Here is a 21,904-nt window from a genome sequence, read left to right as displayed (position 1 = left end):
TCACCAGAAAGGTGCTCCTGAACTGGTTCGGACATGACCCTCGACAAGTCATATCCTTGCAGCTCAGAGCACCTTTCTCCGTGATCGACACCCTTTCGCGCCGAAACACCGTGAAAGCAGCGGGCTAGCCCCATGTCTTCCTTTCCGAAGTGGGTGGGCCTCCGGCGGTGGTCGCCGTGAGAGCGGGCGTCACGGGTGCCGGAGGCGGGCCATGATCAAGGGGACGAAGTGGTCCATGTCGGCTTGCAGGCAGGCCGTCTGGTTGTGCTTGCCCGTGCAGCCCGGCGCCCAGGTCGACCCGTCGCCGTAGTCGAGGAAGTCGAACGGGATGCCGGCCGCCCGCAGGTGGTCCGCGGTGACCGCGGCGGCCTGCCGGTCCTGGTTCTCCGCCACCGCCTGGACCGGGTCCACCGTCAGGTCGCCGCCGTTGCCCGAGTACATCGCCACGCCCATGCCGCGCAGCGGCCCGACGTGCTGTGCTGGGCTCTGCGCGTTCCACACGCCGTCCAGCGGCCAGATCGGCATGCCGAAGATCGCGTCGACCGGCACCGTGGGCGTGCCCAACGCCTCCAGTTGCGTGCTCCCGACGACCGCGGCGCGGAGCACCTGGTTCAGCAGGTCGAGCGTGCCGGAGAAGCTGCCGACGTAGCTGAACAGTTCAGGCCGGTGCTCCGCGTAGTGGAAGGCTCCGAAGCCACCCATCGAGTGACCGGAGATCGCCCTGCCGTCCCGGGTGGGCACGGTGCTCAGGTTGGCGTCGATGAACGGGATGAGCTGGTCGAGGTGGAACGTCTCCCAGTTCTGCCGGCCGAGCGCGCCGGGGTTGAGCCAGTTCGAGTACCAGCCACGGCCGCTGCCGTTCGGGCTCACGGTGATCAGGGGCACGCCCGCCGTGGACTTCTCGACGATGTCCTTGGTGCGGGTGGCGTTCGGGTAGTCGCCGGCACCGTGGAGGGTGTAGTGCACCGGGTAGCGGGTGGCGCCGTCGTACCCCTCGGGCAACGTCACCATGACCACGTGCTCGCCGGACACCTGGCCCGGCAGCACGCCGTACGCCGGCACCTCGGCCGATTCGACGGTGAAGGTGAACGTGCGCTGCCGGTCGTCGGCCCACGCGGGTTGGCTCACCACGGTGAGCCCGAAACCGTCGGTGAGGTGCGGGGGTGCGGTCGTCGCCTGCGTCGCGGGCGCGGCGAGTCCCGCGGTCATGGCGATGAGCGCCGTGACCACACCTGTCCTGCGGAGCACCTTCATCACGGCTGCCTGCCCGCCGATGGTCCTGGTCACGGTCGTTCCTCCGGTTCCGCGGTGGTGGGGGAGTCTGCGGGTGTCGGCGTGTCGACGCTGCTCTTCCGGCTGATCGTCGACAGGACCTGCTGGACCAGTCGCACGACCGCGAGCGCGCCTTCGACGAGCTTCATCAGGTTCTGGCCGCTGGTCAGGAGGGCGGCGAGCTTGCCGAGGACCTGCCCGCCGTAATCCACGGCGATCTGGACGCACTGGGGGATCGCCGCCGCGATGCTCTGACCGAACGTGGCCGGTGCCGCGGCCACCGCCTGGCCCATGATCGGGACGATCTTCCCGACGGCCTCGGTGACCAGCCGCGTGACGATGTCGACGACCTGCGCGACCACCTCGCCGGCACCGGCGATCGCACCGGCCACCGCGCTGCCGGCCTCACCGAGCGCGGCGATCCCGTCGGCGTGCTCGGCGCCGGCGGAGCGGTACCCGGACGCGGCCTCACCCGACCACCCGGTGGTCTCCTCGGCGGTCGAACGCCGGTAGGTGTCGGCGATGCCGGCCAGGTCGCGTCCGGCGGTGTCGAGCGCTTGCGCTCCGGAGGCGACCGGGCCGGGGTTGCCGGTGAGCTGGGTGAGCGGGTCCGCGAGGAACGACACGAACGGCGTGAACCAGCCCAGGCCCGCGCCGGACAGGCTCGACAGCGGGTCGGTGCCGCCGCCGAGGAGGTCCAGCGACGCGCCGGAGCCGGTGATGTCGGCCGACATCCAGTCCTTGCGCTGCACGGAGGCGGTGGTGGTGCGCAGCTCGGCGAGCAGTTGCGCCGCTGTCGGTGTGCCGGTGGCTGTCGGTGTGCCGGTGATGCTCGGTGTGGCGGTGGCGTCGGGCGGCTGTTCGAGGGTCTGCGTCGTCGTCATCGGTACTCCCGGGTGAACGTGGCGGAGTTGTCGTCGTCGATGCGCCGGTAGTGCTCCGCCGTGCGCCGCAGGCCGGTGCTCACCTCGTCCACAGAGGACGACGCGTGCGCGACGGCCGCCGCGGTCTGGCCCATCGCGCCCTGCAACCCGGCGGTGAGGAACTGGGCGAACGCGCCGAGTGCCTGGTCGCCCAGGGAGTCCGGCAGCACGGACGCCAAAGTGGACAGCTGGTCGGATACACCGGCGAGGCTGCCGGCGTGCGTGTCGATCTGGTCGGGCTCGACCGCGAACCTGTTCACCGGCCCACCTCCGGCGGCGTGCTGTGCGCGACCAGTCGGAGCGCCGCGTCCTCGCCGAAGTGCTCGGTCATGATCGCGGCGACCTGCGCGCCGGCCTCGCGCTGCGCCTGCCGTGCCGTGGTCATGATGAGCCTGGCGAGCTGGTCGGCTTCGAGCGCGCGGGCCGCGGGCGTCAGGCGCAGGTCGTCGAGTGCTCCGCCGGCGCTGACCGTCACCGCGACCTCGCCACGCGGCGACGTCGCGGTGCCCCCGGCCTGCCGCAGGCTCGCGCTCGCCGCCTGGGCGCCGGTCGCCGCGCGGGTGAGGCGGTCGTCGTAGTCCGCCAGGTACTGTGCTGGATCCATTTCTCTTCCCCTCTGTGGGAATAACACGAAGTCAGTCGCCGGCGAGTGCGGTGGCCACGCCGGCGGCGCGTCGGAAGTCCTGCTGCCGCAACGGGTTGACGCTCGTCCAGCCGTCACCGGTCTGGTCGATCCGGACCCGGCCACGCGGACCGTCCAACCAGGACAACTCGGCGCCGACGCGTCCGCTGCCGGTGGGTGTGCGCCGGGTGGCGCCGAGCTGACCCCGGCCGGTCAGGCTCGGGAGCAGGCCGGCGAGCCGGTCGACCACGGCCGGGTCGCCGCCTTGGGCGCGGACCAGGTCGCGGACGCGTTGCCGGGCCGTCACGTCGTCGTCGCCGACGTCTTCGAGCAGCCGCGTCGCGCCGCCCACGACGCCCGGCGGAAGGGTGATCGGCATGGTCACGGCCGCCGGCGTGGCCGGCACCGCCCCGGCCAACTCGTCGGCCACCTCGGTCGGGTCGAGCCGCCGGACCCGCACGGTGTCCGGCGCCCCGTCACCGAACGACTGGCTGCACACCACCGCCCCGGTCCGGTGGACCATCGCCACTGTTCCGGTCGCCGTGCCGGGGCCGATCACCACGAGGTCGACCGCGCCACGGTGCTCGCGCAGCGCCGTGACCAGGTCGGCCGCGACACCGAGCGGCCCGTGCCCGGCCGCCAACCCGCGGGTCCGCAGCAGGTGTGCCGCCTCGGCCAGCAGCCGGTCGCGTTCGGCCGCGAGCCGGCCGAACGACGGCACCCGCAGCGGGAACGGGAAGGGCACGCCGGCGTGGGTGGCGAGGAGATCCAGTTCGAGGAGTCCGAAGTGGACCTCGCGCTCGACGACGGCGGTCATTGCCCGGCCTTCCCGGTGGTCCGGAGCGTCCACTCGACGTCCGACTCGCCCGCCTCGTACTTGGCGATGGTCGCCGCGAGCGCCTCCTGGAAGCTGGTCAGCTCGCGGTCCGCCGCCTCCACCGCGCCGGTGAGCCCGGACCGGCCGGCCGCTTCCCGCAGCCGTTCCGCCATGTGCACCGCGGGCGGCGCGGTGCCGAGCATCGGCCGGCGTTCGGCCAGCCGGCCCGCCGACGCCACCAGGGCGGCGGTCGACTCACCGAGTGAGGTGAGCGTCGCGAGTCGGGCGGCCAGTTCGTCCGGCTCGACCCGATAGCCGTTACGACCCGATGACGGGGGCAATGGTCGGCACCTCCACTTTGAAGAGTTCCTGGTCGATCACGGGCATGCGGTTGCGGTGGGGCCGGTCGCCCTCCCCGTCGGCGCGCGGGCTCACCGGTGCCGCCATGCCGCCCTGACCCACTACCCGGCCGGCGTTGGGATCGGCAGGGGTGGTGGTGGGTGTCAGCGGCACACCGGTCGGGACGCGCGGGTTGACGCCGGCCGTCGGTCCCGGTTGCAGTGGGGCCGGGCCGGCCAACTGCTCCCAGGGCACACCGGGTGACGCCCCGGCGCCCGGTATTCCCTGACCTCCGCCGCCGTGTCGCCCGGCGGCGAACGCCTCTGTCCGGTCCGCGCGCGGTGTCCCGGCCACCCCGTACGCGCGGGAGGCGAAGGTGGTGGACGAGGAGATCGACCGGCTGCCGCCGGTCAGGCTCGACTCGTACCCCTGCATCGCCTGGACCGCCTGGGACTTCGCCTGCGAGGCGGCGGAGCCGGTGAAGTACATGCTGATCCCGCCGGTGGCCGCCGCCCCGAACGCCGTGCCCGTCGCCGTCGTGGGCGGCGCGCCGAACGTGAAGAACCAGGTCGGCGTGGAGGACGCGGACGGCGTGGTGGGTGCGGTCGGCACCGTGGGCGTCGTGGACCAGGTCGGGATCGTGGGTGCCTGGTACGGGACTGAGGGCGCGGTGGGCAGGCTGGGGAACGCGGGCGTCTCCGGCCCGCCCGGTGCGCCGGTCGGTGGCGGCATCGCGGCACGGGCCCGTGCCAGCGCGTCGGCGGCGTCCTGCGCGGCCTGCCGGCCGGCCTCCGCGTGGGCGCCGATGGCGTCGAGGCGGTCGGCGAGCTCGCCCAGCGCCGTCCCGGCCAGCTCGGCGGCCTCGCCTTCCCAACCGGCCCGCAGAGCGGCCTGCTGGTCCCGCAGCTCGGCCGCCTGGGCGGCCAGTTCGACGCTGTGCCGCCGCCACTGCTCGGCGACCGTGCCGACATCGGCGACGTCGGCGTCCTGCCAGAGCATGTCGTGCAGCTCTTCGTGGGTGTACGCGTCCCAGTTGACGCCACCCGTCGGCACCGGCGCGGCGAAGTACTCCGCCCAGACGTCACCCGGACCGCCCGCCGCGTCCGCTGACTCCCCGACGGTGGTGTACCAAGTTGGCACCCCGGATCCCCCTTCCCCTGTGGCCGGCCCGAGCCGGCCACCGAAGAGTGGGGTTCACCTGCCGATGGAGGCCAGGCCAGGCACCGGCCATTTGTGGCCTGCCGGTCCTACCAGGGGAAACGGATCACCGATCGGCGGAAGACCGGCTCAGGTGGTCTTCGAGCCGGGCGTGCCGGAACTGGTAGACGGCCCCTGCCCGGCGCAGCACGCCACGCCGGTAGGCGTCGTCCAGGAAGGCCGGCAGCGCCCAGGGCAGCCGTCCGGTGAGCGGCAGCCACACGCGCGCGAACACCACCCAGTGCCCCCACGCCGTCAGGCTCAGCGCGTACGCGAGCCCGCCCCCGACACCGCCGACCAGCCCGATCGCGAGGCCGAACACCGGGTCCCAGTAGAACGTGAACTCGGACGCGGACACGGACACGGCGAGCAGCGCTTGTTGCAGTCCGAGGACCGTGAGCCACCCGGTGAGCGGCACGACGAGCGCGAGCGCGGATCCGAACACGAGCACCTGGACGAGCACGGTCGTGCGGTTGGCCCGCAACAGGCTCGTGGGGTCGGCGGCGGCCCTGATGTTCAGGGGCGCCTCGAACAGGCCCATGACCCCGATCACGAGCGCGGCCCCGAACCCGAACACGATCCCGAACACGACCGCGTCGACGATCCCGACCAGCGGGCCCTGCCCGACGCCGAGCATGAGGCCGCGCGCCACCTCGCGGACGAGCCCGTACTGGACGCCGAGCAGGAGCCCCGACACGAACCCGATGCGCAGCCGGGGGCCCACGCCCGCCCGCACCGCGCCGCGGATCCGGAAGCGCACCCGGGAGGGCCGGATGGCGGTTTCCCCCCGTCTGGTCACGAGCAGGTGCGCGAGCGCGAAGGCGGTGCCGGACATCAGGCCGATCATGACCGAGAACACCAGCGAGAACGTGGTCACCGACCTGGCCAGGAGTACGTCCACGGCCTGGTTGACCAGCCCCATGACCAACCCGACCGCGAGCCCGACGACGAGCAGGTGCGAAGGGCGGCGCATCGCGGTGCCGAGCTGCCACCAGGCGAGGTCGTGGGTGCCGAGGCGGGTGAGGTGGTCGGCCAGGTAGCCCAGCCAGCGCTGGACGCGCTCGAGATCCCACTCCTGCTCGGACGGTCGACGTCGGTAGACCGTGGGGACGAAGGTGCCCAGGAGGTGGTCCTCCAGCGCTTCGCGGCTGGGGAACCGGTCGGTGTCCAGCAGTTCGGCCGGGTCGTGCTCGGGGCTGTCGCTGTAGATGGTGCGGGCGAGCACGACCATCAGCGGGGTGGTCAGCACGGCGGCCAGGTTGACGCTCGCCGGGCTGTCCGGGCGATCGCCCAACTCGGTCAGGACCGGCTGCCAGACCGGTCCGTCCCGGCCGGTCTTGCGGGTGGTGCGGGGCAGGTAGTCGGCCAGGTCCGCGGTGGTGAGGTCGGTCAGCTCGACACCGGCGGCGGCGGTCAGCACGTCGATGCCGGCCACCGCGTCGGCGTACTCGTCGGGACGGCTGGTCAGCAGCAGCGGCAGGCCGGTGCCGTTGAGCGCGTCCAGGGCGGCGCGGTGCAGGCCGGTGGCGATCTCGTCGAACCCGTCCAGGACCGGCAGCACGTGGCCGGTCTCGACCAGCGCGGCGGCCAGCGTCGAGCTGCCGGGTCCCGGCGCGGCGAGGTCCGGGTGGTCGCGCACCAGCTGTTCGGTGAGCCAGTCGCGCAGGGCGGTGGTGGTGGGGTTCCACGAGCCGAGGCCGAAGATCACCGGTACGGGCGCGTCCGCGGCCCGGTTCTTCAGCATGTCCAGGACGAACCGCAGGGCCAGGACCGTCTTGCCGGAGCCCGCCCGGCCGAGCACGACCAGCCGGCCGGACGGGATGCGGCGGTAGACGTCCACGATCCCGTCGAGCCGACCGGCCAAGTCCAGCGGCGCGGCGGTGTCCCCGGCATCCACGCGGCGGATGTTGGCCCAGGAGTCGGTCAGCTCCGCGGCCACCGGGCGCCACCGGACGGGCAGCGGGAGCGGGTCGTGGATCTGGCGGTGCTCCTCCTCCCGCTGCCAGCGGGTGCGGACCGAGTACGCGAGCCGGCCGGCGGCTTCGGCGAGCCGGTCGTCGACCACCGAGCGCGGCCGGTCGGGCTCCGGCTCGCGCACGGCCCGTTCCCCTGTGGCGTGACCGTCCGCCCTGGCGTGACCGGCCGCCGCGAACAACGAGACCCGGTCGGCCGCTTCGAGTTCGAGCGCGTCGGCGATCTGCCGCACCGTGCCGACCCGGGGATCGGCGCGCTCGCCGGTTTCGAGCCCTCGAACGGTGCGCACCCCGAGCTTGGCGCGCTCCGCGAGCGCCTCCTGCGTCATCCCCGCCCGCGACCGCAGCTGTCTCAGCAACGCGCCGAAACGACCGGCTTCGTCGTGACTCTCGGTGCGGGCGACATCCACGCTCCGAACCCTATCGAGGGCACCGGCCACATTCGGCCGGTTTGTGGCCGGTGCCGGCGAAGCCGGTATTTTCCAACTGTGAAGATCTTCCGCACGTCAGCCACCGTGGTCGCCGCGGCCTCGCTGTTCGCGCTGACGCCGACCGTGACCGCCGGCGCGGCTCCCCGACCCGAGGCCGAGATCGCGCCGGACGTCACCGCCGCGTTCGCCGTGTTCGACCGCGGGACGGGCCGGACCACTCTCGCGTACAACGAGCACGAGCAGATCCGCTCGGCGTCGATCGTCAAGATCCTCATCGCATTGGACTACCTCGAGACGAGAGGACCGGACGCCGAGATCCCCGAGGCGGACCTGGTCCGCCTGGTGCCCATGCTGCGTTCGAGCGACGACAACGCCGCGAGCGAGCTGTGGGTGCAGGAGGGGTGGGAGAAGATCGTCGAGCGGATGGTCGTGAAGCTCGGTCTGGACGACACCGAGCCGCCGGTCAACGTCGGGTTCTGGGGCTACACGGCGTTGAGCGCCGCGGACGTCGTCAAGATCTACCGCTACGTGCTCGACGAGGCGCACCCGAAGTTCCGCGACTTCATCATGGGGAACCTGCACGAGGCCACGACCTGCGCGACCGACGGTTTCGACCAGTCGTTCGGCATCCCGAGCGCGGTGCCCGGCGAGGTGGCGTTCAAGCAGGGCTGGTCCCGGTTCGGCGACGTACCGCCGCGGCCGTGCGTCGAGCCGCAGAAGCCCCGCACCGACATCGGGGCGGCCGAGGACGGCCCGGTGACCCGTTCGGAGGCGGCCGACCTCGACCTGACGAGCCCCGCGATGCACACCACCGGCACCTACGGCCGGAACGACCGCAAGATCATGGTCGTGCTGACGTTGGAGCCCGAGGGCACCACGTGGGACGTCTCCGCGGACCGCATCACCAAGCTCACCAAGTTGGTCTACCTGGCCGACCGCTACCTCCGGTCCTGATCCGTTCCGGCTCGGAAGCGCCCGCTGACCCGGGGAAACCCGGTCAGCGGGCGATCTTTTCGCCCGACTGGCCACAATCGGGGGATGGCTGCCAAGCTCCGCCTCGCGGACCTGCTCGGGGGTCTGTCGCTCGTGGCCGACTCGGGGTACGGGCTGGCCCCGGGCCACGCGATGCGCTCGTGCCTGGTCGGAGTGGCGCTGGCGCGGAGGATCGGCTTGGCCGAGCACGAGGTCGCCGACACCTTCTACACCTCGCTCCTGGCCCACGTCGGTTGTGCGGCGTTCTCCCACGAGATGTCCGCGGCGTTCGGCGATGAGCTGACGGCGAACCGGGCAGGGGCCAGGACGAACTTCGCGGATCCGAAAGACGTCTTCACTTCCTTGATCCCGGAGTCCACGCGCGGGCTGCCCCCGCTGGGACGGGTGAGGACGGCGGCGTTCATCGTCGCCCGGGGGCGTGGCCTGGGGCGGCGCTACGACTCCACCGTGTGTGAGATCGCCAGGGAGACCGCGCGCCGGATCGATCTGGCCTCCGGGGTGCAGCGCGCCCTGTTCCAGGTGAAGGAGGCGTGGAACGGCAGCGGCCACCCGCGGCGGCTCAAAGGCGACCAGATCCTGTTCCCGGCGCGCATTGCCCGCGTGGCGTCCGAAGCGACCTTGTTCCACGACTTGGGGGGTGTCGCGGCGGCCGTGCGGGCGGTGTCGCGGCGAGGCGGATCGCTGCTCGATCCCGCGATCGTCGCCGAGTTCCTCGGGAACGCGGCGGCATTGTTGGGTGAGGCCGGTGCGGGGGATCCGCGGGAACGGGTCATGGCGGCGGAACCGGAGCCGGTAGTGGAGAAACCCGAAGGCGATCTGCCACTGGTCGCCGCCGCCTTCGGGGACCTGGTGGACCTGAAGACCCCGTTCACCCACGGCCACTCGAAGGAAGTGGCCGGACTGGCGAAAGCCGCGGCGGAGCGCCTCGGGTTCGACGCCGAGGCCGTCCGGCGCCTGCACGTCGCCGCGTTCCTGCACGACCTGGGGAAGGTCGGCATCTCCGACCTGCTGTGGGAGAAGCAGGGGCCGCTCACCGGGCCGGATTGGGAGCAGGTGCGCATGCACGCGTACCACGGCGAGCGGATCCTGGCGACGTCGCGAACGCTGGAGCCGATGGCCCGCACCGCCGGGATGCACCACGAGCGGCTCGACGGTTCCGGCTACCACCGGGGGTGTCGGGCTCCCGAGATCCCGCCCGCCGCACGCGTGCTGGCCGCCGCGGACGCCTTCCAGGCGATGACCCAGCAGCGTCCCCACCGGGATGCCCTGGATCCGGAACAGGCCGCCGGACAGCTCCGGGCAGCCGCGAAGTCGGGGAAGCTCGACCACGACGCGGTGGCGGCGGTCGTCGAGGCCGCCGGACAACGGGTAGGGCGTCGGCGGGAACTCCGGCCCGGCGGGCTGAGCAACCGGGAGATCGAGGTGCTGCGGCTGCTGGCGAGGGCGTGCTCGAACCGGGAGATCGGCGAGCGGTTGCACATCTCGCCGAGAACGGCCGAGCACCACGTGCAGCACACCTACGCCAAGATCGGCGTCACAACCCGTTCCGCCGCGGCGCTCTTCGCCCTGGAACACGATCTCCTGCCCGCCAAGGACGCGTGAAGCAGGCCTCACGGTCCGCGCGGAAGTGGGTAGGTTCCACCGATGGCCCGCACGCACCGGTGCTCAACCCTGGAGTGGGAACGGCGGGGTCGGAAAGCCACTCCGCCCGGACCCACCGGAGGCCTGTGATGAGCAACAACGTGCACGTCAGCGTCAACGAGCGGCAGACGTCGACCTTCCTCGGCATGGACAACCACGTCCTGCTGGGGACCGGGCAGACGGACGGGCTCGCGGGGGTCGTCGAGATCACGATCCAGCCGGGTGCCGGGGCCCCGCTGCACACCAACACCCGTGAGGCACTCATGTGGTACGTCATCGAAGGCACACTGGCGCTGGAGACCGAAGACGGTCGCACAGTGCTGGCTCCCGGGGATGTGATGTTCATGCCCAAGGGACGCACCCATGCCTTCACCAACCCGTCGGACTACCCCGCTCGGACTTTGTTCGTCGCCCTTCCCGGCGGACACGAGGAGTTCTTGCTCGAACTCTCCGGGAAGCTGCCGGCCGACGTCGCCGCGGGCCCTCCGGCCCCGGACACGATCGAAACCCTCGTCACCACGGCGGCCCGGTACGGCATCATCGTTCACACGCCCGCTCCGGCGTAGTCCTCCGTTGAGCCGTCAGGGTTGGTCGGCCAGGGCGGCGGCGAAGCGCGACGCGACCGTCGCGACGGCGGCACGGAGTTCCTGCCCGCCTTCGACGCGGAAGTCGAACGGCACGCTCGCCAGCCACTCCTGGGCGTACATGGCCGGATTGTTCGTGCTGCCGACGAGAACGCACCCGTCTCCCCATGGTCCGAGCCGTCCCATGGGAGCGCGGATCCACGGTGCCACGTCGGCCGGCGGAGCGCGGAACACGACGCGGGTGGGGAACTGCCACCCGGTGCCCAGGTTCTCCTCGACTGCTGCCACCGGGTCGAGGCCGTCGGGCGGTTCGAACTCGTGTGCGGTCTGCTGGACCGCGCGGACGCGGTCGACCCGGTAGGTCCGGATCGCGTCCGCGCGGTGGCAGTGGCACAGGAGGTACCAGCGCCCGTGGCGGACGACGACCGCCCACGGGTCCACCTCGGCCGCCCACTCGTTGCCGGACTCGCTCCGATACGTGACCAGCACACGACATCGGGCCGCGATGGCGGCGACGAGTGCGCTGGTGGTGGAGGGATCCGGACGGGCCGAATGCCGGTCGGGCGCGGCCGACGCGTGCTCCCGCAACGTGGCCGCTCGCCTGCCGACGCTCTCGGGCAGCGCCCGGACGACCTTGCCCAGGGCGGAACCGACGAGGTCGTCGACGTCGGTGGCCGCCGGGTGGCCGTCGAGCACCGCCATCACCAGACCGAGTGCCTCGGGTTCGGTGAAGACGACCGGGGGCAGCCTCGTCCCGCGCCCGAGCCGGTACCCGCCGTAGGGACCTCGGGTCGACTCGACCGGGATGCCCGCCTCGCGGAGGATCCCGACGTACCGACGCGCGGCCCGCTCCGTGACACCCAACCCCGCGGCGAGTTCGGCGGCCGTCGCGCCGGGGCGGGCCTGGAGGATCTCCATCGCACGCAGAGCCCGTGCGGTGGGACTCAGATCGGTCGGCACCCGAGCAGGTTAAGTGGTCGCGAGCAGGAACCGGAAGTAGATCGTCCGGAACTGGTCCTAGCGTGACGGGCATGGACATCCTGCTCATCGCCGGCCTGTGGCTGGACGGATCCGCCTGGGACGACGTCGTGCCCGCGCTGAAGGCACTCGGCCACCGCCCCGTGCCGCTCACCCTCCCGGGTCAGGGGGACGGATCCACGTCCGCCACGCTCGACGACCAGGTGGCGGCGGTGCTCGCGGCCGTGGATTCGTCACCCGAAAAAACCATGGTGGTGGGGCATTCCGCCGCCTGCACCCTGGCTTGGCTGGCCGCCGACGCGCGCCCGCAGAAGGTGGCCAAGGTCGCCCTGATCGGCGGCTTCCCGGCTGCCGATGGACAGCTCTACGCCGACTTCTTCGAGGTGAAGGACGGCGTCATGCCCTTCCCCGGATGGGACCCGTACGAGGGACCGGACTCCGCCGACCTCGACGAGGAGGCCAGGCGCGGCTTCGCGTCCGCCGCGATCCCCGTGCCCGAAGGGGTGACCAAGGGCGTGGTGCGCCTGACGGACGCGCGGCGGTTCGACGTCCCGGTCGTGCTCGTGTGCCCCGAGTTCACCCCCCGCCCAGGCCCAGGACTGGATCGCCGCCGGTGACGTGCCCGAACTCGCCGAGGCCGAGCGCGTCGACTTCGTCGACATCGACTCGGGCCACTGGCCGATGATCAGCAAGCCGGTCGAACTGGCCCGGCTCCTCGCCGCAGTGGCAACCGAGGACTGACGCGGCGCTTCTACGGCGCGGTGGAACCCCGCCGTAGAAGTCGGTTTCCGACGCGAATGGGGGAGCGTTGGGGACGGCGATGGTGCGGGACGTGCGGATCAGGTGTTCAGCGTGGGGTCCAGCGCCAGACTGTCCTGCCGTTGCAAAGCCACGACCAGTGCCTCCGCCGACGCCTCGTCGGGGAACTCCGCCACGTCGGTGGCCCCGCGCTGGTGCACGGCCAGCGTCGCGTGTGCCGTCCACACCGCGTCACCGCCGCAGAAGGCACCCAACAGGTGACGTACCGTGACCACCGTGTTCACGTCGTCGTTGTGGACCGACACCCGCCACCCACCGCTCATCGGCGCATTATGCGTCACCGCCGCAGGCATGGGTGGACGCCCGAGGCACGGGCGGGCGACGTGATCGTGCAGGCACGACAGGGATTGCGCGAGCCCGGCTCGCCCACCGTCCACACTGGACGCGTCGGCGAGCGGGGCTTGCGCGACCGGTGAGCGCGGTGCGATCATCCCGGCCATGTCGATTCGAAAGGGCGGCAGCGCCCTCGACCTGTGAGCGGCCGGCGCCGTCGTGGCGCTGCCCGTCATGAGTTCACCCCTTCCCCTCCCCGTGCGGTCCCGATCGACGCCGAGCGCTGGTGGCGTGCCGTCGCGTTGCGCGACGAGTGGCAGTCCCACGCGCTGGCCACCGGCCCCTCCGACCGTGCCGCCGCCGAGGCCGCGATCTCGGCGCTCTACCGGCTCGCGGGCCGGCCGCCACCCGAGTTCACCTGGGTCGACTCGCCCCGTGCGGCCCTGCGCCTGGTGCCTCCCGGACCGATCCGCCACCCCGGGCGCGACCCGTCCGACGACGTCGCCAACGCCATCGCCGACCGGTGGAGCGCGTTGCGGTGGCGGCTGGACCGGCTGCTGCCACCCCGCCCGTGGGTTCCACTGGCGCCCGAGAACGCCCTCGACGAGTTGCGCGCCGGGCGGTCACTCGCCACCGTCGCGGAAACCCACCTGCTGGCACCACTGCTGAGCCTGGTGCGCGACCGGGTGGCCGGGTTCGTGCGCGCCGAGCTGGGTGACTCGGTCGGGTTGTGCTGGTACGGCCAGCACGAGGTCGACTGGATCGCCCGGTTCCAGGTGCACCGGCTGCTCGGCGGCCTCTCGTCGACGTCCGCGGACTCCGCCGAACTGGAGTTGTGGGCGGTGCTCGCGCGGTCGTGCGGCTGGTGGTGGCCGCAGGAGGGCCGCTGCGTGGTGTCCGAGCGACCGGTCGAGGTCCACCTCGAAGCGGGCGACGAACCCCGCCTGCACCACGGGAGCGGGCCGGCGGTGGTCTACCGCGACGGGTTCGCCCTGCACTTGTGGCACGGCACCCGCGTGCCCGCGTGGGTGGTCGAGGACCCGACCCACGAGCGCATCGCGGCCGAGCGGAACGCCGAGGTGCGCCGCTGCGCCATCGAGCGCCTGGGGTGGCGGGAGTTCCTCGACGGCGCGGAGCTGGCCCTCGTCGGCACCGCGCCCGACCCCGGCAACGGGGGCCACGAGCTTCGGCTCTACGACCAGCCGGCCGGGTGGGGCGCGCACCAGCGCCTCCTCGTGACCGTCAACGGGTCCGTCGAACGCGACGGCACCCGCCGCAGGTACGGCCTGCGCGTCCCCGCGTGGTTCGACGACCCCGTGGACGCCGCCGCCTGGACCTACGGCCTCACGGGCGCCCAGTACGCCCTCCTCGTCCGACGGACCTGAACACTCAAAGGTGCTGATGAAACTCTTCGAACTGCTCGACAAGACCAACCTCGACGTGCTCGACCACCTGGAGCGGGAGGTGTCGATCCCGGTGGTCGACGGCCTCCACGCCCAGGGCGACGTGCTCGTGCTGCCGTTCGACCTGGTGTCCTCGGTGGTGCGGCTCGGCCGGTCCGCGCGGCTGGCGGACGTCCCGCCGGAGGGGGTGGAACTCGTGCGCGGCGTCGCCGGCGGCAACCCGCACACGCTCACCGCCGATCGCGACTCGGCCCGGTGGACCGGCAACGTGTTGGACCCGCTGGGCCTGGCCGTGGCGTACGTGGAGAACACCGCGCCCGCCTACCTCGTGCACCCCGAGCACGGCGCCACCGGCATCGCACCCGGTCGCTGGCTGGTGCGCCGCCAGCGTGAGCACGTGGCGGTGCGCCGCCCCATGGGGTTCTCCTCCGCGTGGAGCGGTAGCGCGCTGGTCGCCGACTAGCTCGGGGGGGTTCCCCGGGCGCCTCCTGGGTGGGTTTGGGCCACGGGTTTGGGGCCCCCACCCCCGGCGCGCTGTCCGAGACAGGCCGCCGATTCTCGTTCGGGGGATTCGCCGGGCGACCGACGGATGCATACTGTGCCGACTCCACGTGGTCGTCGACGTATCGCGGGCGCCGGTCACGCGTGGTGGCCGCTCGGCGATGAGGGGTGAACGAACGATGGTGGCGACGAATTCGCACATTCGGCGAGGCGGCCTGGCACCGGTCGTCCAGGCGCGGTGGGCGCTGTGGGCGTTCGTCGCCGTGAACGTGGCGATCGTCGAGGTCCTGTTCTTCACCGCCGGCGCCGGCAAGAACGAGATCCTCACCGTCGCCAAGTTCTTCGGCCTGCACGCCGCGCTGATCCTGATGTTCCAGTTGCTGCTGGTGGCCCGGCTGCCGTGGTTGGACCGGCGCATCGGCATGGACCGGCTGACGGTGTGGCACCGGTGGGTGGGTTTCACTCTGCTGTGGACAGTTCTCACGCACGCCACGATCGTGGTGCTCGGGTACGCGGCGTTGGACAACGCGTCGACGGGGAAGACGTTCCTCGCGCTGGCGGGTGTACCGGCCTCCTTGTTCGGCATGCTCGCGGCCACCATCATCGTGGTGATCGGGGCCGTTTCCACGCGGTACGTCCGGCGACGGCTGCGGTACGAGACGTGGCACGCCTTGCACCTGCTGCTGTACGTGGCGTTGGGTTTGGCGTTCGTGCACCAGTTGCGGGAGACGACGACGTTCAAGTCCTCGGCGTTCGCGTTCGCCTACTGGTGGGCACTGTGGCTGTTCGCCTTCGGCTCGCTGGTCGTCGGGCGGATCGTGGTGCCGTTGTGGCGCAACTCCCGCCACCGGTTCCGGGTCGCGGCCGTGGTGCCGGAGTCGCCCAACGTGGTGTCGGTGTACGTCACCGGCCGTCACCTGGAGCGGCTGCCCGCGCTGGCCGGTCAGTTCTTCGTCTGGCGGTTCCCGGGGCACAACCACTGGTGGCTGGCGAACCCGTTCTCGCTGTCCGCGGCGCCCGACGGTCGCACGTTGCGGCTGACCGCCAAGGCCGTCGGCACCGGTAGCGCCGGACTGCGGAACCTCCAAGTCGGGAACCGCGTGTTCTTGGAAGGCCCGTACGGGGCGTTCACCTCGATCCACCGGACGCGGCCGGGCGTGCTGCTGATCGCCGGCGGCATCGGGGTGACGCCCATCCGATCCCTGTTGGAGGAACGCACGCCGGGCGATTTCGTCGTGCTGTACCGGGTGCGCGATGAGAGCGACGCCGCGCTGCTCGACGAGTTGAGGCAACTGGTCGCGGCGCGTCGTGGACGGCTGCACCTGATCACCGGCCGGACCGGGCAGGGAGTGCGGCCGTTCGAGCCGGAAGCCCTGCGCCGCCTGGTCCCCGACATCACCGAACGCGACGTGTACGTCTGCGGCCCGCCCGCGATGACGTCGGCCGTGCTGAACGGCCTCCGTCAACTGAAGGTGCCCAACGTGCAGGTGCACGCCGAGAAGTTCAGCATGGCCTGACGACGGCTCGCGGCCCGATGACCGGTTGCGGCCAAGGCTGTTGCGGCCTCCGGACCGGTGGCACGACCTCCAGCACGAGCGGAACCGTCAACGCCACCCACAGCACAGCGTCCGGCCACCGCACCCGCCGGCCGGACTGCCGTCGGTCAATCATCCGTGGTCCCGCGCGCAGGCACCCCAGCATCCGCCCATGCTAAAGCGCTGTGACGTGTGCAACGGGGACGGTCACATCCCATCCCATCCCCGCCCGCACGCCGAGGCGGCCGCGTGCCGCGACTCCCGCGACTCCTAGGTCAGGTCGAGGACGGCTTTGCCGTGGAGGCGGCGTTCCAGGAGCGCCTCGATCGCCTTCGGCGCGGTTTCCCACGAGTCACGCCAGGAGATCTGGGGATCGAGCTCGCCGGCCGCCACTCGGGCCGCGAGCCAGCCGAGGTCCTCGGTGAGATCGGCGTAGGCGAGGAGGCCGAAGGAGGTGACGGCACGGTCGTGCCCCACGCTGTCGAACGTGCCGGGCGGGAACGTCTCGGGCTCGCCCGACGCGTGGCCGACGGACACGAGGGTGCCGTGCTGGGCGAGCCGTCCGTAGGCGTCGACGAGCTGCCGGCCGCCGACCATGTCCACCACGCCGTGCACGGGCTGGTCGAGCTCGCGTGGCTCGCTGATCACCTCGTGCGCGCCCAGCCCACGGAGGCTGTCGCCGTGCGCGTCCGGGTCCGCGGTCGACGCGATCACGTGCGCGCCGCTACGCCGGGCGAGCTGGACGGCGTAGCGGCCGACCCCGCCGGTGGCGCCGGTGACGAGCACGCGCTTGCCGAGGATGGGGCCGAGCCGGTGCAGGGCGCGCAGCGCGCTGGCGCCCGCGACGGGAACCGTGCTGATCGCGCCGTGATCGGCGTGTTCCGGCACGACGCCGAGCCAGTTCGTGTCGGCGGCGCGGAGTTCGGCCCACGCGCCGTCGACGCCGATGGTCACCACCGGGGTGCCGGCGGCCGGCCCGGAACCGTCGGCGGCGGGCCGTTCGACGATTCCGGCGGCGTCCCAGCCGAGCACCGTGCCGTCCGGCGCGTTCGCCAGGCCCCACCTGACCTCTCCGTGGTTGAGCGAGGTGGCGGTGACCCGGATCAGCGCCTGGTTCGGGCGCGGTTGTGGATCGGGTGCCTCGCCCAGCCGAAGTCCGCCGGGTGCTGAGTGATCGACGAGAAGTGCACGCATGGATCCATAGTGCCACTCAGTGGCATAAACGTACAAGTGGCATTCGCTTCTCAGGGGTAGAGTGGCCGGGTGGACGCTGCCCGACCGCCGCTGCGTGAGCGCAAGAAGCTGCGCACGCGTGAGGCGCTGATCGACACGGCGTTGGACCTGTTCACCCGGCAGGGCTTCACGCGGACGACGCTCGACGAGCTGTGTTACGCGGTCGAGGTCTCCAAGCGGACGTTCTTCCGCAACTTCGTGAACAAGGAAGACGTGGCGATGGCGCCGACCCAGGACCTGTGGGCGGCGTTCCTCGACGAACTGCGCGTCCGCGACCCGGACGGCCGTCCCCTCATGGAGATGCTGCAGGAGACGTTGTTGTCCGCGCTGGAGCGGATGACCGCCGACGGCTGGGCGTCGCGGGTGGTGCTGAGCAGGAACCTGGCCGCGGCCACACCGTCGATGAACGCGCACGGCCTCGACTTCTGCGATCGCACGACCCGTGCCGCCCTGGCGATCGTGCACGACCGGTTCGACATCGCCGACCCCGACGACGTGCGGCCGCGGTTGGCGCTCGACATCCTGGTCGCCGCGTTCAACAAAGCGCTGGAGAAGTGGGCTTCCCGGTCGGGCGCACCGAGTCGGGCCGACCTGGGCGCCGACCTGCGGGACACCTTCGCCGCCATTCCCGGCAGCCTGACGCTGACGGTCGGCCCGCGTTCACCGGAACCGCCCGCCCGTCCAGCGTCCATTTAGGACACAGTTGGCACGACGGCACTTCGCGTGGTCGTGGACTGCGGGCGGCACGAGCGCGGCCACGTCCGCCTTGACCTGCCACGGTCACGTGCCGGGCTCTGGGGTCGGGTTCAACGGGCGCATCGAGACGAAGTGATCCGAGGGCGGTGCCCTATTTGCGCGACAAACCGCGCCTCCACCTGTGACTATTCCGGCATCAGACGTGGCATGACGCCCGTCGTCGTGCCTCGAGGGTGGATATGAGATCGTCCGGAAGACCCGGGCGCATTGCGCGCACCGGAGTGCTCGTCGCTGCTCTGATCAGTGGCCTCGCGGTGGTGCCGGGCACCGCCGCCGCTGCCCAGAGCCCGAACTCGACCTCGCGGTACTCGATCAAGTGGCTGACCACCGACTCCCGCTCCCCGAACGAGGCCGTCACCACCGGTGACGCCCGCGTCGGCGCATGGCGGGACGCGGAGGACAAGCACCACATCGGCAAGTCCTACTTCACGTTCGACCTCACCCCGTTCCCGGGCACCCAGCTGTTCACCGCGTGGATCCGCACGCCGGAGCGGTCCGCGAACGACTGCACCAAGCCGCGCGCGACCGAGCTGTGGGTGGTCGAGCCCTCGGACGCGATCACGTGGGCGAACCAGCCGCGCGAGGTGGTCCGGGTGGCGGGCCCAACCCGACGGACCAGTGCGTGACGTCGTCGCTCAGCTGGAACGTCCTCGACGTGGTCAAGCAGGCGGTCGCCGACGGTGACCTCCACGGTGTACCGGGAGAACGGCGTCCCGCCCGGTGACGGCGGCGAGGGCATCGCGGGCGACTTCACGTTCAGCGCCGACGGCGACCAGCCCGCAGTTCCCGGAGGGCGGCCCGTCGACCGCGAAGGTGGGTCAGCCGGTCGAGTTCACGGTGACCCCCGCGGTGCCCGGTTCGCACGAGGTGCTGTGGTACATCGCGGGCAACGCGCCGCAGGTCGTGCCGGTCGGTCCGGACGGCAAGGCGACGCTCACCTGCACACCCCTCGGGGCGTTCGAGCTCACCGTGTCGAGTCGGACTCCCGAAGGTGTCGTGTCGGGTGAGGTGAGGCGCACGTACCAGGTGCAGCCGTAACGCTCACCTGATCAGCGCTTCGTGGGTTCCCGTGGCCCGTCGGCTCAGCCGACGGGCCACATCCCTGTTCCACTGCGGAAGTGCTTACCGGGGCGGCAAAAGGGCGGTAGGGTGACGCCGCTCCGGGGAAGATCCACTTCAGTGAACCGAGGGTTTCGCATGCATCGACGCCGAATCCGGTCCGCCGCGGCTGCCGCGTTGCTCCTGGCGGTGACCGCCGTCGTCGCCATCCCGGCGGGAACGGCCCAGGCCAAGCCGATCCAGGAGACGTTCTCCATCACGCTCGCGTCCGCGGCCTTCGGCAACTTCCACTACCACCACCGCAACTCGCGGCTCAACGTCATCCAGTCGAACCAGATCCACCAGCAGGCGATGGCGATCGACGTGAGGCAGAACGACTCGCTCGTCGCCGAGTTCGACTTCAGCTCGCGGGAAGACTCGGGGAAGTACCTGGAAGTCGGCCACTACGGCGACGCGCAACGGCACCCGTTCGAAGAAACGGGGCGGCCCGGGATCTCGATCCACTCATTCGGCTTCTGCAACGACCAGTCCGGCGACTTCGAGGTCCGGGACATCCAGCGCAACGGCCCGGCCATCGAGCGGCTGTGGATCACCTTCCAGCGGTACTGCGACGGGTTGGAACCGATGTTCGGTGAACTCCGGCTCGGCTACCCGGACGCAGCCTACGAGGTCGCCCCTCGCAACGTCCGGTTGCCGGGGGCCACCTACCCGACCACGCCCGACACCGACGTGCCCGTGACCGTCCGCAGCACGTCCGGCACACCCGTGGACGTCACCTCCGTGGCGATCGTCGGCCCTCACGCCGCCGAGTTCCCCATCCGGCGGAACGGGTGCACGGCGACCTTGACCACGTCCGGTTGTGTCGTGACGGTCGGATTCATCCCGAAGGCTCCCGGCCCGCGGCACGCCGAGCTGAAGGTGACGACGACGGCGGGGGACACCTCGGTGTCGCTGGACGGCGCGGGTGCCCAGGGCGTTTCGGAGTGGGTGGTGGACGTCGGCAGCCCGGACCAGCGCGTGCTTCCGTACGCGGCGGCCCGGGGCGGGCCGTACCGGCTGGAGACCCAGGCGTTCGAACCCGACGACACGATCCGGAACGCCCGCTTCTACTACGAGAACGCGCAGCGGCTCACCAAGGGGCGGCACGTGTACGCGAACGGGTCCGGCCTGCGGATGTGGCCCTCCTACGGGAGCGCGGCCTGCGTCGTCACCAGCGGCACGGTGGACATCTTCGACCTCGGCTTCACCGGCCCGGACGAGGAACTCGCGCTGCTGGACCTGGAAATGAACGTGACCTGCGAGGGCGGCCTCGGTGACCGGATCAGGATGCGCTTCCACGATCGGGACGACCTCACGCCCCCGGCCGCGGTGACCGGGCTGCGCGCCACCCGCACGGCCGACGGCGTGACCCTGGACTGGGCCAACCCGGCGGACGCCGGCCTCGCGGGCGTGGTCGTCCGTTGGTACGCGGGAGGTGTCCCGCCGACAGCCGTGGACGCGGGCACGTGGGCGTACACGGGCACCGGGAACACCACCGGCTTCGCCGTGCCCGCCACCGTGCCGGTCGCCGCATCGGTGTGGGCGTACGACACGGCCGGAAACCTCAGCCCCGCCGCCTCCGTCCTGGTGGGCTAGCAGTGGGGTCCGTCGACCGCCGGTTGGTTCCTCTTCGGCCGGATGCCAGTTCGCCCGCCCGTGACTGAAAGCCGTCCCGCCGCGTCGGACTCCTGTCACGGCGCGGCGGACGAGGCGGCTGATCGGGGACCGGGATCAGGTGCGGGGGTCCAGTACGTCGATGACGCGGGAGTCGTCGCGGGAGCCGTGGCCGGCGCCCTTGCCCAGCACCTCCCAACGCCGCCTGCGGGTCCACTCCCAGCGCCTTGGCGAGGGTCAGGGCTTCCGCGGCCGCCGCGATGTGGACGCCGCACAGCAACTGGTTCACGACCTTCATGGCCTGTCCGTCGCCGGGCTGCGGTCCGACGTGGGCCACCGACGACGCGAGGCGGTCGAGCACGGGACGGCAGCGGTCCAGACGGCAGCCGGGACGAAGTTCGGCCTGGTCGAGGTCGGTCTGATCACCGCGGTGCCCTATGCCGTGGCAACGGTGGCGATGCTGTTGTGGAGCAGGCACTCCGACCGCACCGGGGAACGGATCTGGCACGTCGCCCTCCCGGCGTTCGTCGGCGCGACCGCGGTGGCGGTGTCGCTCCACCTGGGGTCGCCGCTGACGACGATGATCGCGATCACCGTGACGGCCGTGGGCATCTTCTGCGCCGTTCCGGTGCTGTGGCAGCTGCCCTCGACGTTCCTGGTCGGCACGGCCGCGGCGGCGGGCATCGGGTTCATCAACTCGATCGGCAACCTGTCCGGCTTCGCAGGCGCCTACCTGGTCGGCTGGCTGAAGGACACCACCGGCTCGTTCCAGGCCGGGATGCTGGTGGTCGCCGGCTTCATGACGCTGTCCGGCCTGCTCGTGCTGTCCCTGCGCAGGCGGGCTGCGGCCGTTCCCGCGCAGCCCGTGCTGGTCACGGACTGACGCAGTCGGGTCGCCCGTC

25 protein-coding genes are annotated in these 21,904 nt (G+C 71.7%); 13 read left to right on the top strand and 12 right to left on the bottom strand.

The window, feature by feature from the left end; genetic code table 11:
* Positions 1-189: 189 nt before the first annotated feature.
* From FM051_RS17290 to FM051_RS17255, 8 genes are all read right to left on the bottom strand, one after another.
* Positions 190-1,287, bottom strand: a complete 1,098-nt coding sequence (locus tag FM051_RS17290) for an alpha/beta hydrolase (RefSeq protein WP_238412445.1) — start codon at positions 1,285-1,287, stop codon at positions 190-192.
* Positions 1,284-2,156 carry a hypothetical protein gene (locus FM051_RS17285; protein WP_158844088.1) on the bottom strand — a complete coding sequence of 291 codons (873 nt, stop codon included), beginning with the start codon at positions 2,154-2,156 and terminating at the stop codon, positions 1,284-1,286. Before FM051_RS17285 ends, FM051_RS17290 begins: the two co-directional genes overlap by 4 nt.
* Positions 2,153-2,455 (bottom strand): type VII secretion target, encoded by a 303-nt coding sequence (locus tag FM051_RS17280; protein ID WP_158844086.1) that lies wholly within the window; start codon positions 2,453-2,455, stop codon positions 2,153-2,155. The genes FM051_RS17285 and FM051_RS17280 overlap by 4 nt, the downstream gene beginning before the upstream one ends.
* Positions 2,452-2,799, bottom strand: coding sequence for a YbaB/EbfC family nucleoid-associated protein (locus tag FM051_RS17275; protein WP_158844084.1), 348 nt, complete (start codon positions 2,797-2,799; stop codon positions 2,452-2,454). The genes FM051_RS17280 and FM051_RS17275 overlap by 4 nt, the downstream gene beginning before the upstream one ends.
* Before the next feature lie 31 nt (positions 2,800-2,830).
* On the bottom strand, positions 2,831-3,634 hold the full coding sequence (locus tag FM051_RS17270; protein ID WP_158844082.1) for an ESX secretion-associated protein EspG: 804 nt from the start codon (positions 3,632-3,634) through the stop codon (positions 2,831-2,833).
* Positions 3,631-3,975: a hypothetical protein gene (locus tag FM051_RS17265; RefSeq protein WP_158844080.1), complete on the bottom strand. Its 345-nt coding sequence runs from the start codon at positions 3,973-3,975 to the stop codon at positions 3,631-3,633. Before FM051_RS17265 ends, FM051_RS17270 begins: the two co-directional genes overlap by 4 nt.
* On the bottom strand, positions 3,953-5,113 hold the full coding sequence (locus tag FM051_RS17260) for a WXG100 family type VII secretion target (protein ID WP_158844078.1): 1,161 nt from the start codon (positions 5,111-5,113) through the stop codon (positions 3,953-3,955). Before FM051_RS17260 ends, FM051_RS17265 begins: the two co-directional genes overlap by 23 nt.
* A gap of 124 nt (positions 5,114-5,237) precedes the next feature.
* Positions 5,238-7,553, bottom strand: a complete 2,316-nt coding sequence (locus FM051_RS17255; protein WP_274383608.1) for an NACHT domain-containing protein — start codon at positions 7,551-7,553, stop codon at positions 5,238-5,240.
* Between the two features lie 78 nt (positions 7,554-7,631).
* On the opposite strand from FM051_RS17255, the gene FM051_RS17250 reads away from it, so the two are divergent.
* From FM051_RS17250 to FM051_RS17240, 3 genes are all read left to right on the top strand, one after another.
* On the top strand, positions 7,632-8,528 hold the full coding sequence (locus FM051_RS17250) for a serine hydrolase (protein ID WP_238412444.1): 897 nt from the start codon (positions 7,632-7,634) through the stop codon (positions 8,526-8,528).
* 84 nt (positions 8,529-8,612) lie between these two features.
* On the top strand, positions 8,613-10,169 hold the full coding sequence (locus FM051_RS17245) for an HD domain-containing phosphohydrolase (RefSeq protein WP_158844076.1): 1,557 nt from the start codon (positions 8,613-8,615) through the stop codon (positions 10,167-10,169).
* A 128-nt stretch (positions 10,170-10,297) separates the two neighbouring features.
* Positions 10,298-10,774 (top strand): cupin domain-containing protein, encoded by a 477-nt coding sequence (locus tag FM051_RS17240; protein WP_158844074.1) that lies wholly within the window; start codon positions 10,298-10,300, stop codon positions 10,772-10,774.
* Positions 10,775-10,789: 15 nt separating this feature from the next.
* Here FM051_RS17240 and FM051_RS17235 read toward each other — a convergent pair whose 3' ends face one another.
* On the bottom strand, positions 10,790-11,752 hold the full coding sequence (locus FM051_RS17235) for a helix-turn-helix transcriptional regulator (protein ID WP_158844072.1): 963 nt from the start codon (positions 11,750-11,752) through the stop codon (positions 10,790-10,792).
* 71 nt (positions 11,753-11,823) lie between these two features.
* On the opposite strand from FM051_RS17235, the gene FM051_RS17230 reads away from it, so the two are divergent.
* Both FM051_RS17230 and FM051_RS53175 read left to right on the top strand, forming a co-directional pair.
* The gene (locus FM051_RS17230) at positions 11,824-12,387 is read left to right on the top strand and encodes an alpha/beta fold hydrolase (protein ID WP_238412443.1); all 564 of its coding nucleotides are present in this window, start codon (positions 11,824-11,826) and stop codon (positions 12,385-12,387) included.
* 1 nt (position 12,388) lies between these two features.
* Positions 12,389-12,511: a hypothetical protein gene (locus FM051_RS53175; RefSeq protein WP_274383607.1), complete on the top strand. Its 123-nt coding sequence runs from the start codon at positions 12,389-12,391 to the stop codon at positions 12,509-12,511.
* A gap of 98 nt (positions 12,512-12,609) precedes the next feature.
* Here FM051_RS53175 and FM051_RS17225 read toward each other — a convergent pair whose 3' ends face one another.
* A complete protein-coding gene (locus tag FM051_RS17225; RefSeq protein WP_158844070.1) occupies positions 12,610-12,852 on the bottom strand; it encodes an ATP-dependent Clp protease adaptor ClpS in 243 nt (80 codons plus the stop codon).
* Positions 12,853-13,062: 210 nt separating this feature from the next.
* Here FM051_RS17225 and FM051_RS17220 point away from each other — a divergent pair, with 210 nt between their 5' ends.
* The 3 genes from FM051_RS17220 to FM051_RS17210 all read left to right on the top strand — a co-directional run bounded on the left by FM051_RS17220 (position 13,063) and on the right by FM051_RS17210 (position 16,283).
* Positions 13,063-14,247, top strand: a complete 1,185-nt coding sequence (locus FM051_RS17220) for a DUF6745 domain-containing protein (RefSeq protein WP_202918878.1) — start codon at positions 13,063-13,065, stop codon at positions 14,245-14,247.
* 16 nt (positions 14,248-14,263) lie between these two features.
* Positions 14,264-14,728, top strand: a complete 465-nt coding sequence (locus tag FM051_RS17215; protein ID WP_158844068.1) for a hypothetical protein — start codon at positions 14,264-14,266, stop codon at positions 14,726-14,728.
* A 217-nt stretch (positions 14,729-14,945) separates the two neighbouring features.
* Positions 14,946-16,283, top strand: a complete 1,338-nt coding sequence (locus tag FM051_RS17210) for a ferredoxin reductase family protein (RefSeq protein WP_202918877.1) — start codon at positions 14,946-14,948, stop codon at positions 16,281-16,283.
* Positions 16,284-16,571: 288 nt separating this feature from the next.
* On the opposite strand, the gene FM051_RS17205 is transcribed toward FM051_RS17210, so the two are convergent.
* On the bottom strand, positions 16,572-17,495 hold the full coding sequence (locus tag FM051_RS17205) for a zinc-binding dehydrogenase (protein ID WP_158844066.1): 924 nt from the start codon (positions 17,493-17,495) through the stop codon (positions 16,572-16,574).
* Between the two features lie 69 nt (positions 17,496-17,564).
* On the opposite strand from FM051_RS17205, the gene FM051_RS17200 reads away from it, so the two are divergent.
* The 4 genes from FM051_RS17200 (at position 17,565) to FM051_RS17185 (ending at position 20,984) form a co-directional block, all read left to right on the top strand.
* The gene (locus FM051_RS17200) at positions 17,565-18,230 is read left to right on the top strand and encodes a TetR/AcrR family transcriptional regulator (protein WP_202918876.1); all 666 of its coding nucleotides are present in this window, start codon (positions 17,565-17,567) and stop codon (positions 18,228-18,230) included.
* 281 nt (positions 18,231-18,511) lie between these two features.
* Complete coding sequence (locus FM051_RS17195; protein ID WP_158844064.1) at positions 18,512-18,916, top strand: hypothetical protein; 405 nt, start codon at positions 18,512-18,514, stop codon at positions 18,914-18,916.
* A 211-nt stretch (positions 18,917-19,127) separates the two neighbouring features.
* On the top strand, positions 19,128-19,328 hold the full coding sequence (locus FM051_RS17190) for a hypothetical protein (RefSeq protein ID WP_158844062.1): 201 nt from the start codon (positions 19,128-19,130) through the stop codon (positions 19,326-19,328).
* A gap of 159 nt (positions 19,329-19,487) precedes the next feature.
* Positions 19,488-20,984, top strand: a complete 1,497-nt coding sequence (locus FM051_RS17185) for a hypothetical protein (protein WP_158844060.1) — start codon at positions 19,488-19,490, stop codon at positions 20,982-20,984.
* On the opposite strand, the gene FM051_RS51800 is transcribed toward FM051_RS17185, so the two are convergent.
* The gene (locus FM051_RS51800) at positions 20,953-21,264 is read right to left on the bottom strand and encodes a hypothetical protein (protein WP_238412455.1); all 312 of its coding nucleotides are present in this window, start codon (positions 21,262-21,264) and stop codon (positions 20,953-20,955) included. The two genes, FM051_RS17185 and FM051_RS51800, sit on opposite strands and share 32 nt — an antisense overlap.
* Here FM051_RS51800 and FM051_RS51795 point away from each other — a divergent pair.
* Positions 21,145-21,885, top strand: a complete 741-nt coding sequence (locus tag FM051_RS51795; protein ID WP_238412456.1) for an MFS transporter — start codon at positions 21,145-21,147, stop codon at positions 21,883-21,885. The genes FM051_RS51800 and FM051_RS51795 overlap by 120 nt on opposite strands.
* Positions 21,886-21,904: the final 19 nt, after the last annotated feature.

Origin of the sequence: Saccharothrix deserti (assembly GCF_009769385.1) — a bacterium.
GTDB lineage: Bacteria > Actinomycetota > Actinomycetes > Mycobacteriales > Pseudonocardiaceae > Actinosynnema > Actinosynnema deserti.
The sequence above is the reverse complement of the archived record's forward strand: the minus strand, read 5'-3'. Positions and strand labels throughout refer to the sequence as shown.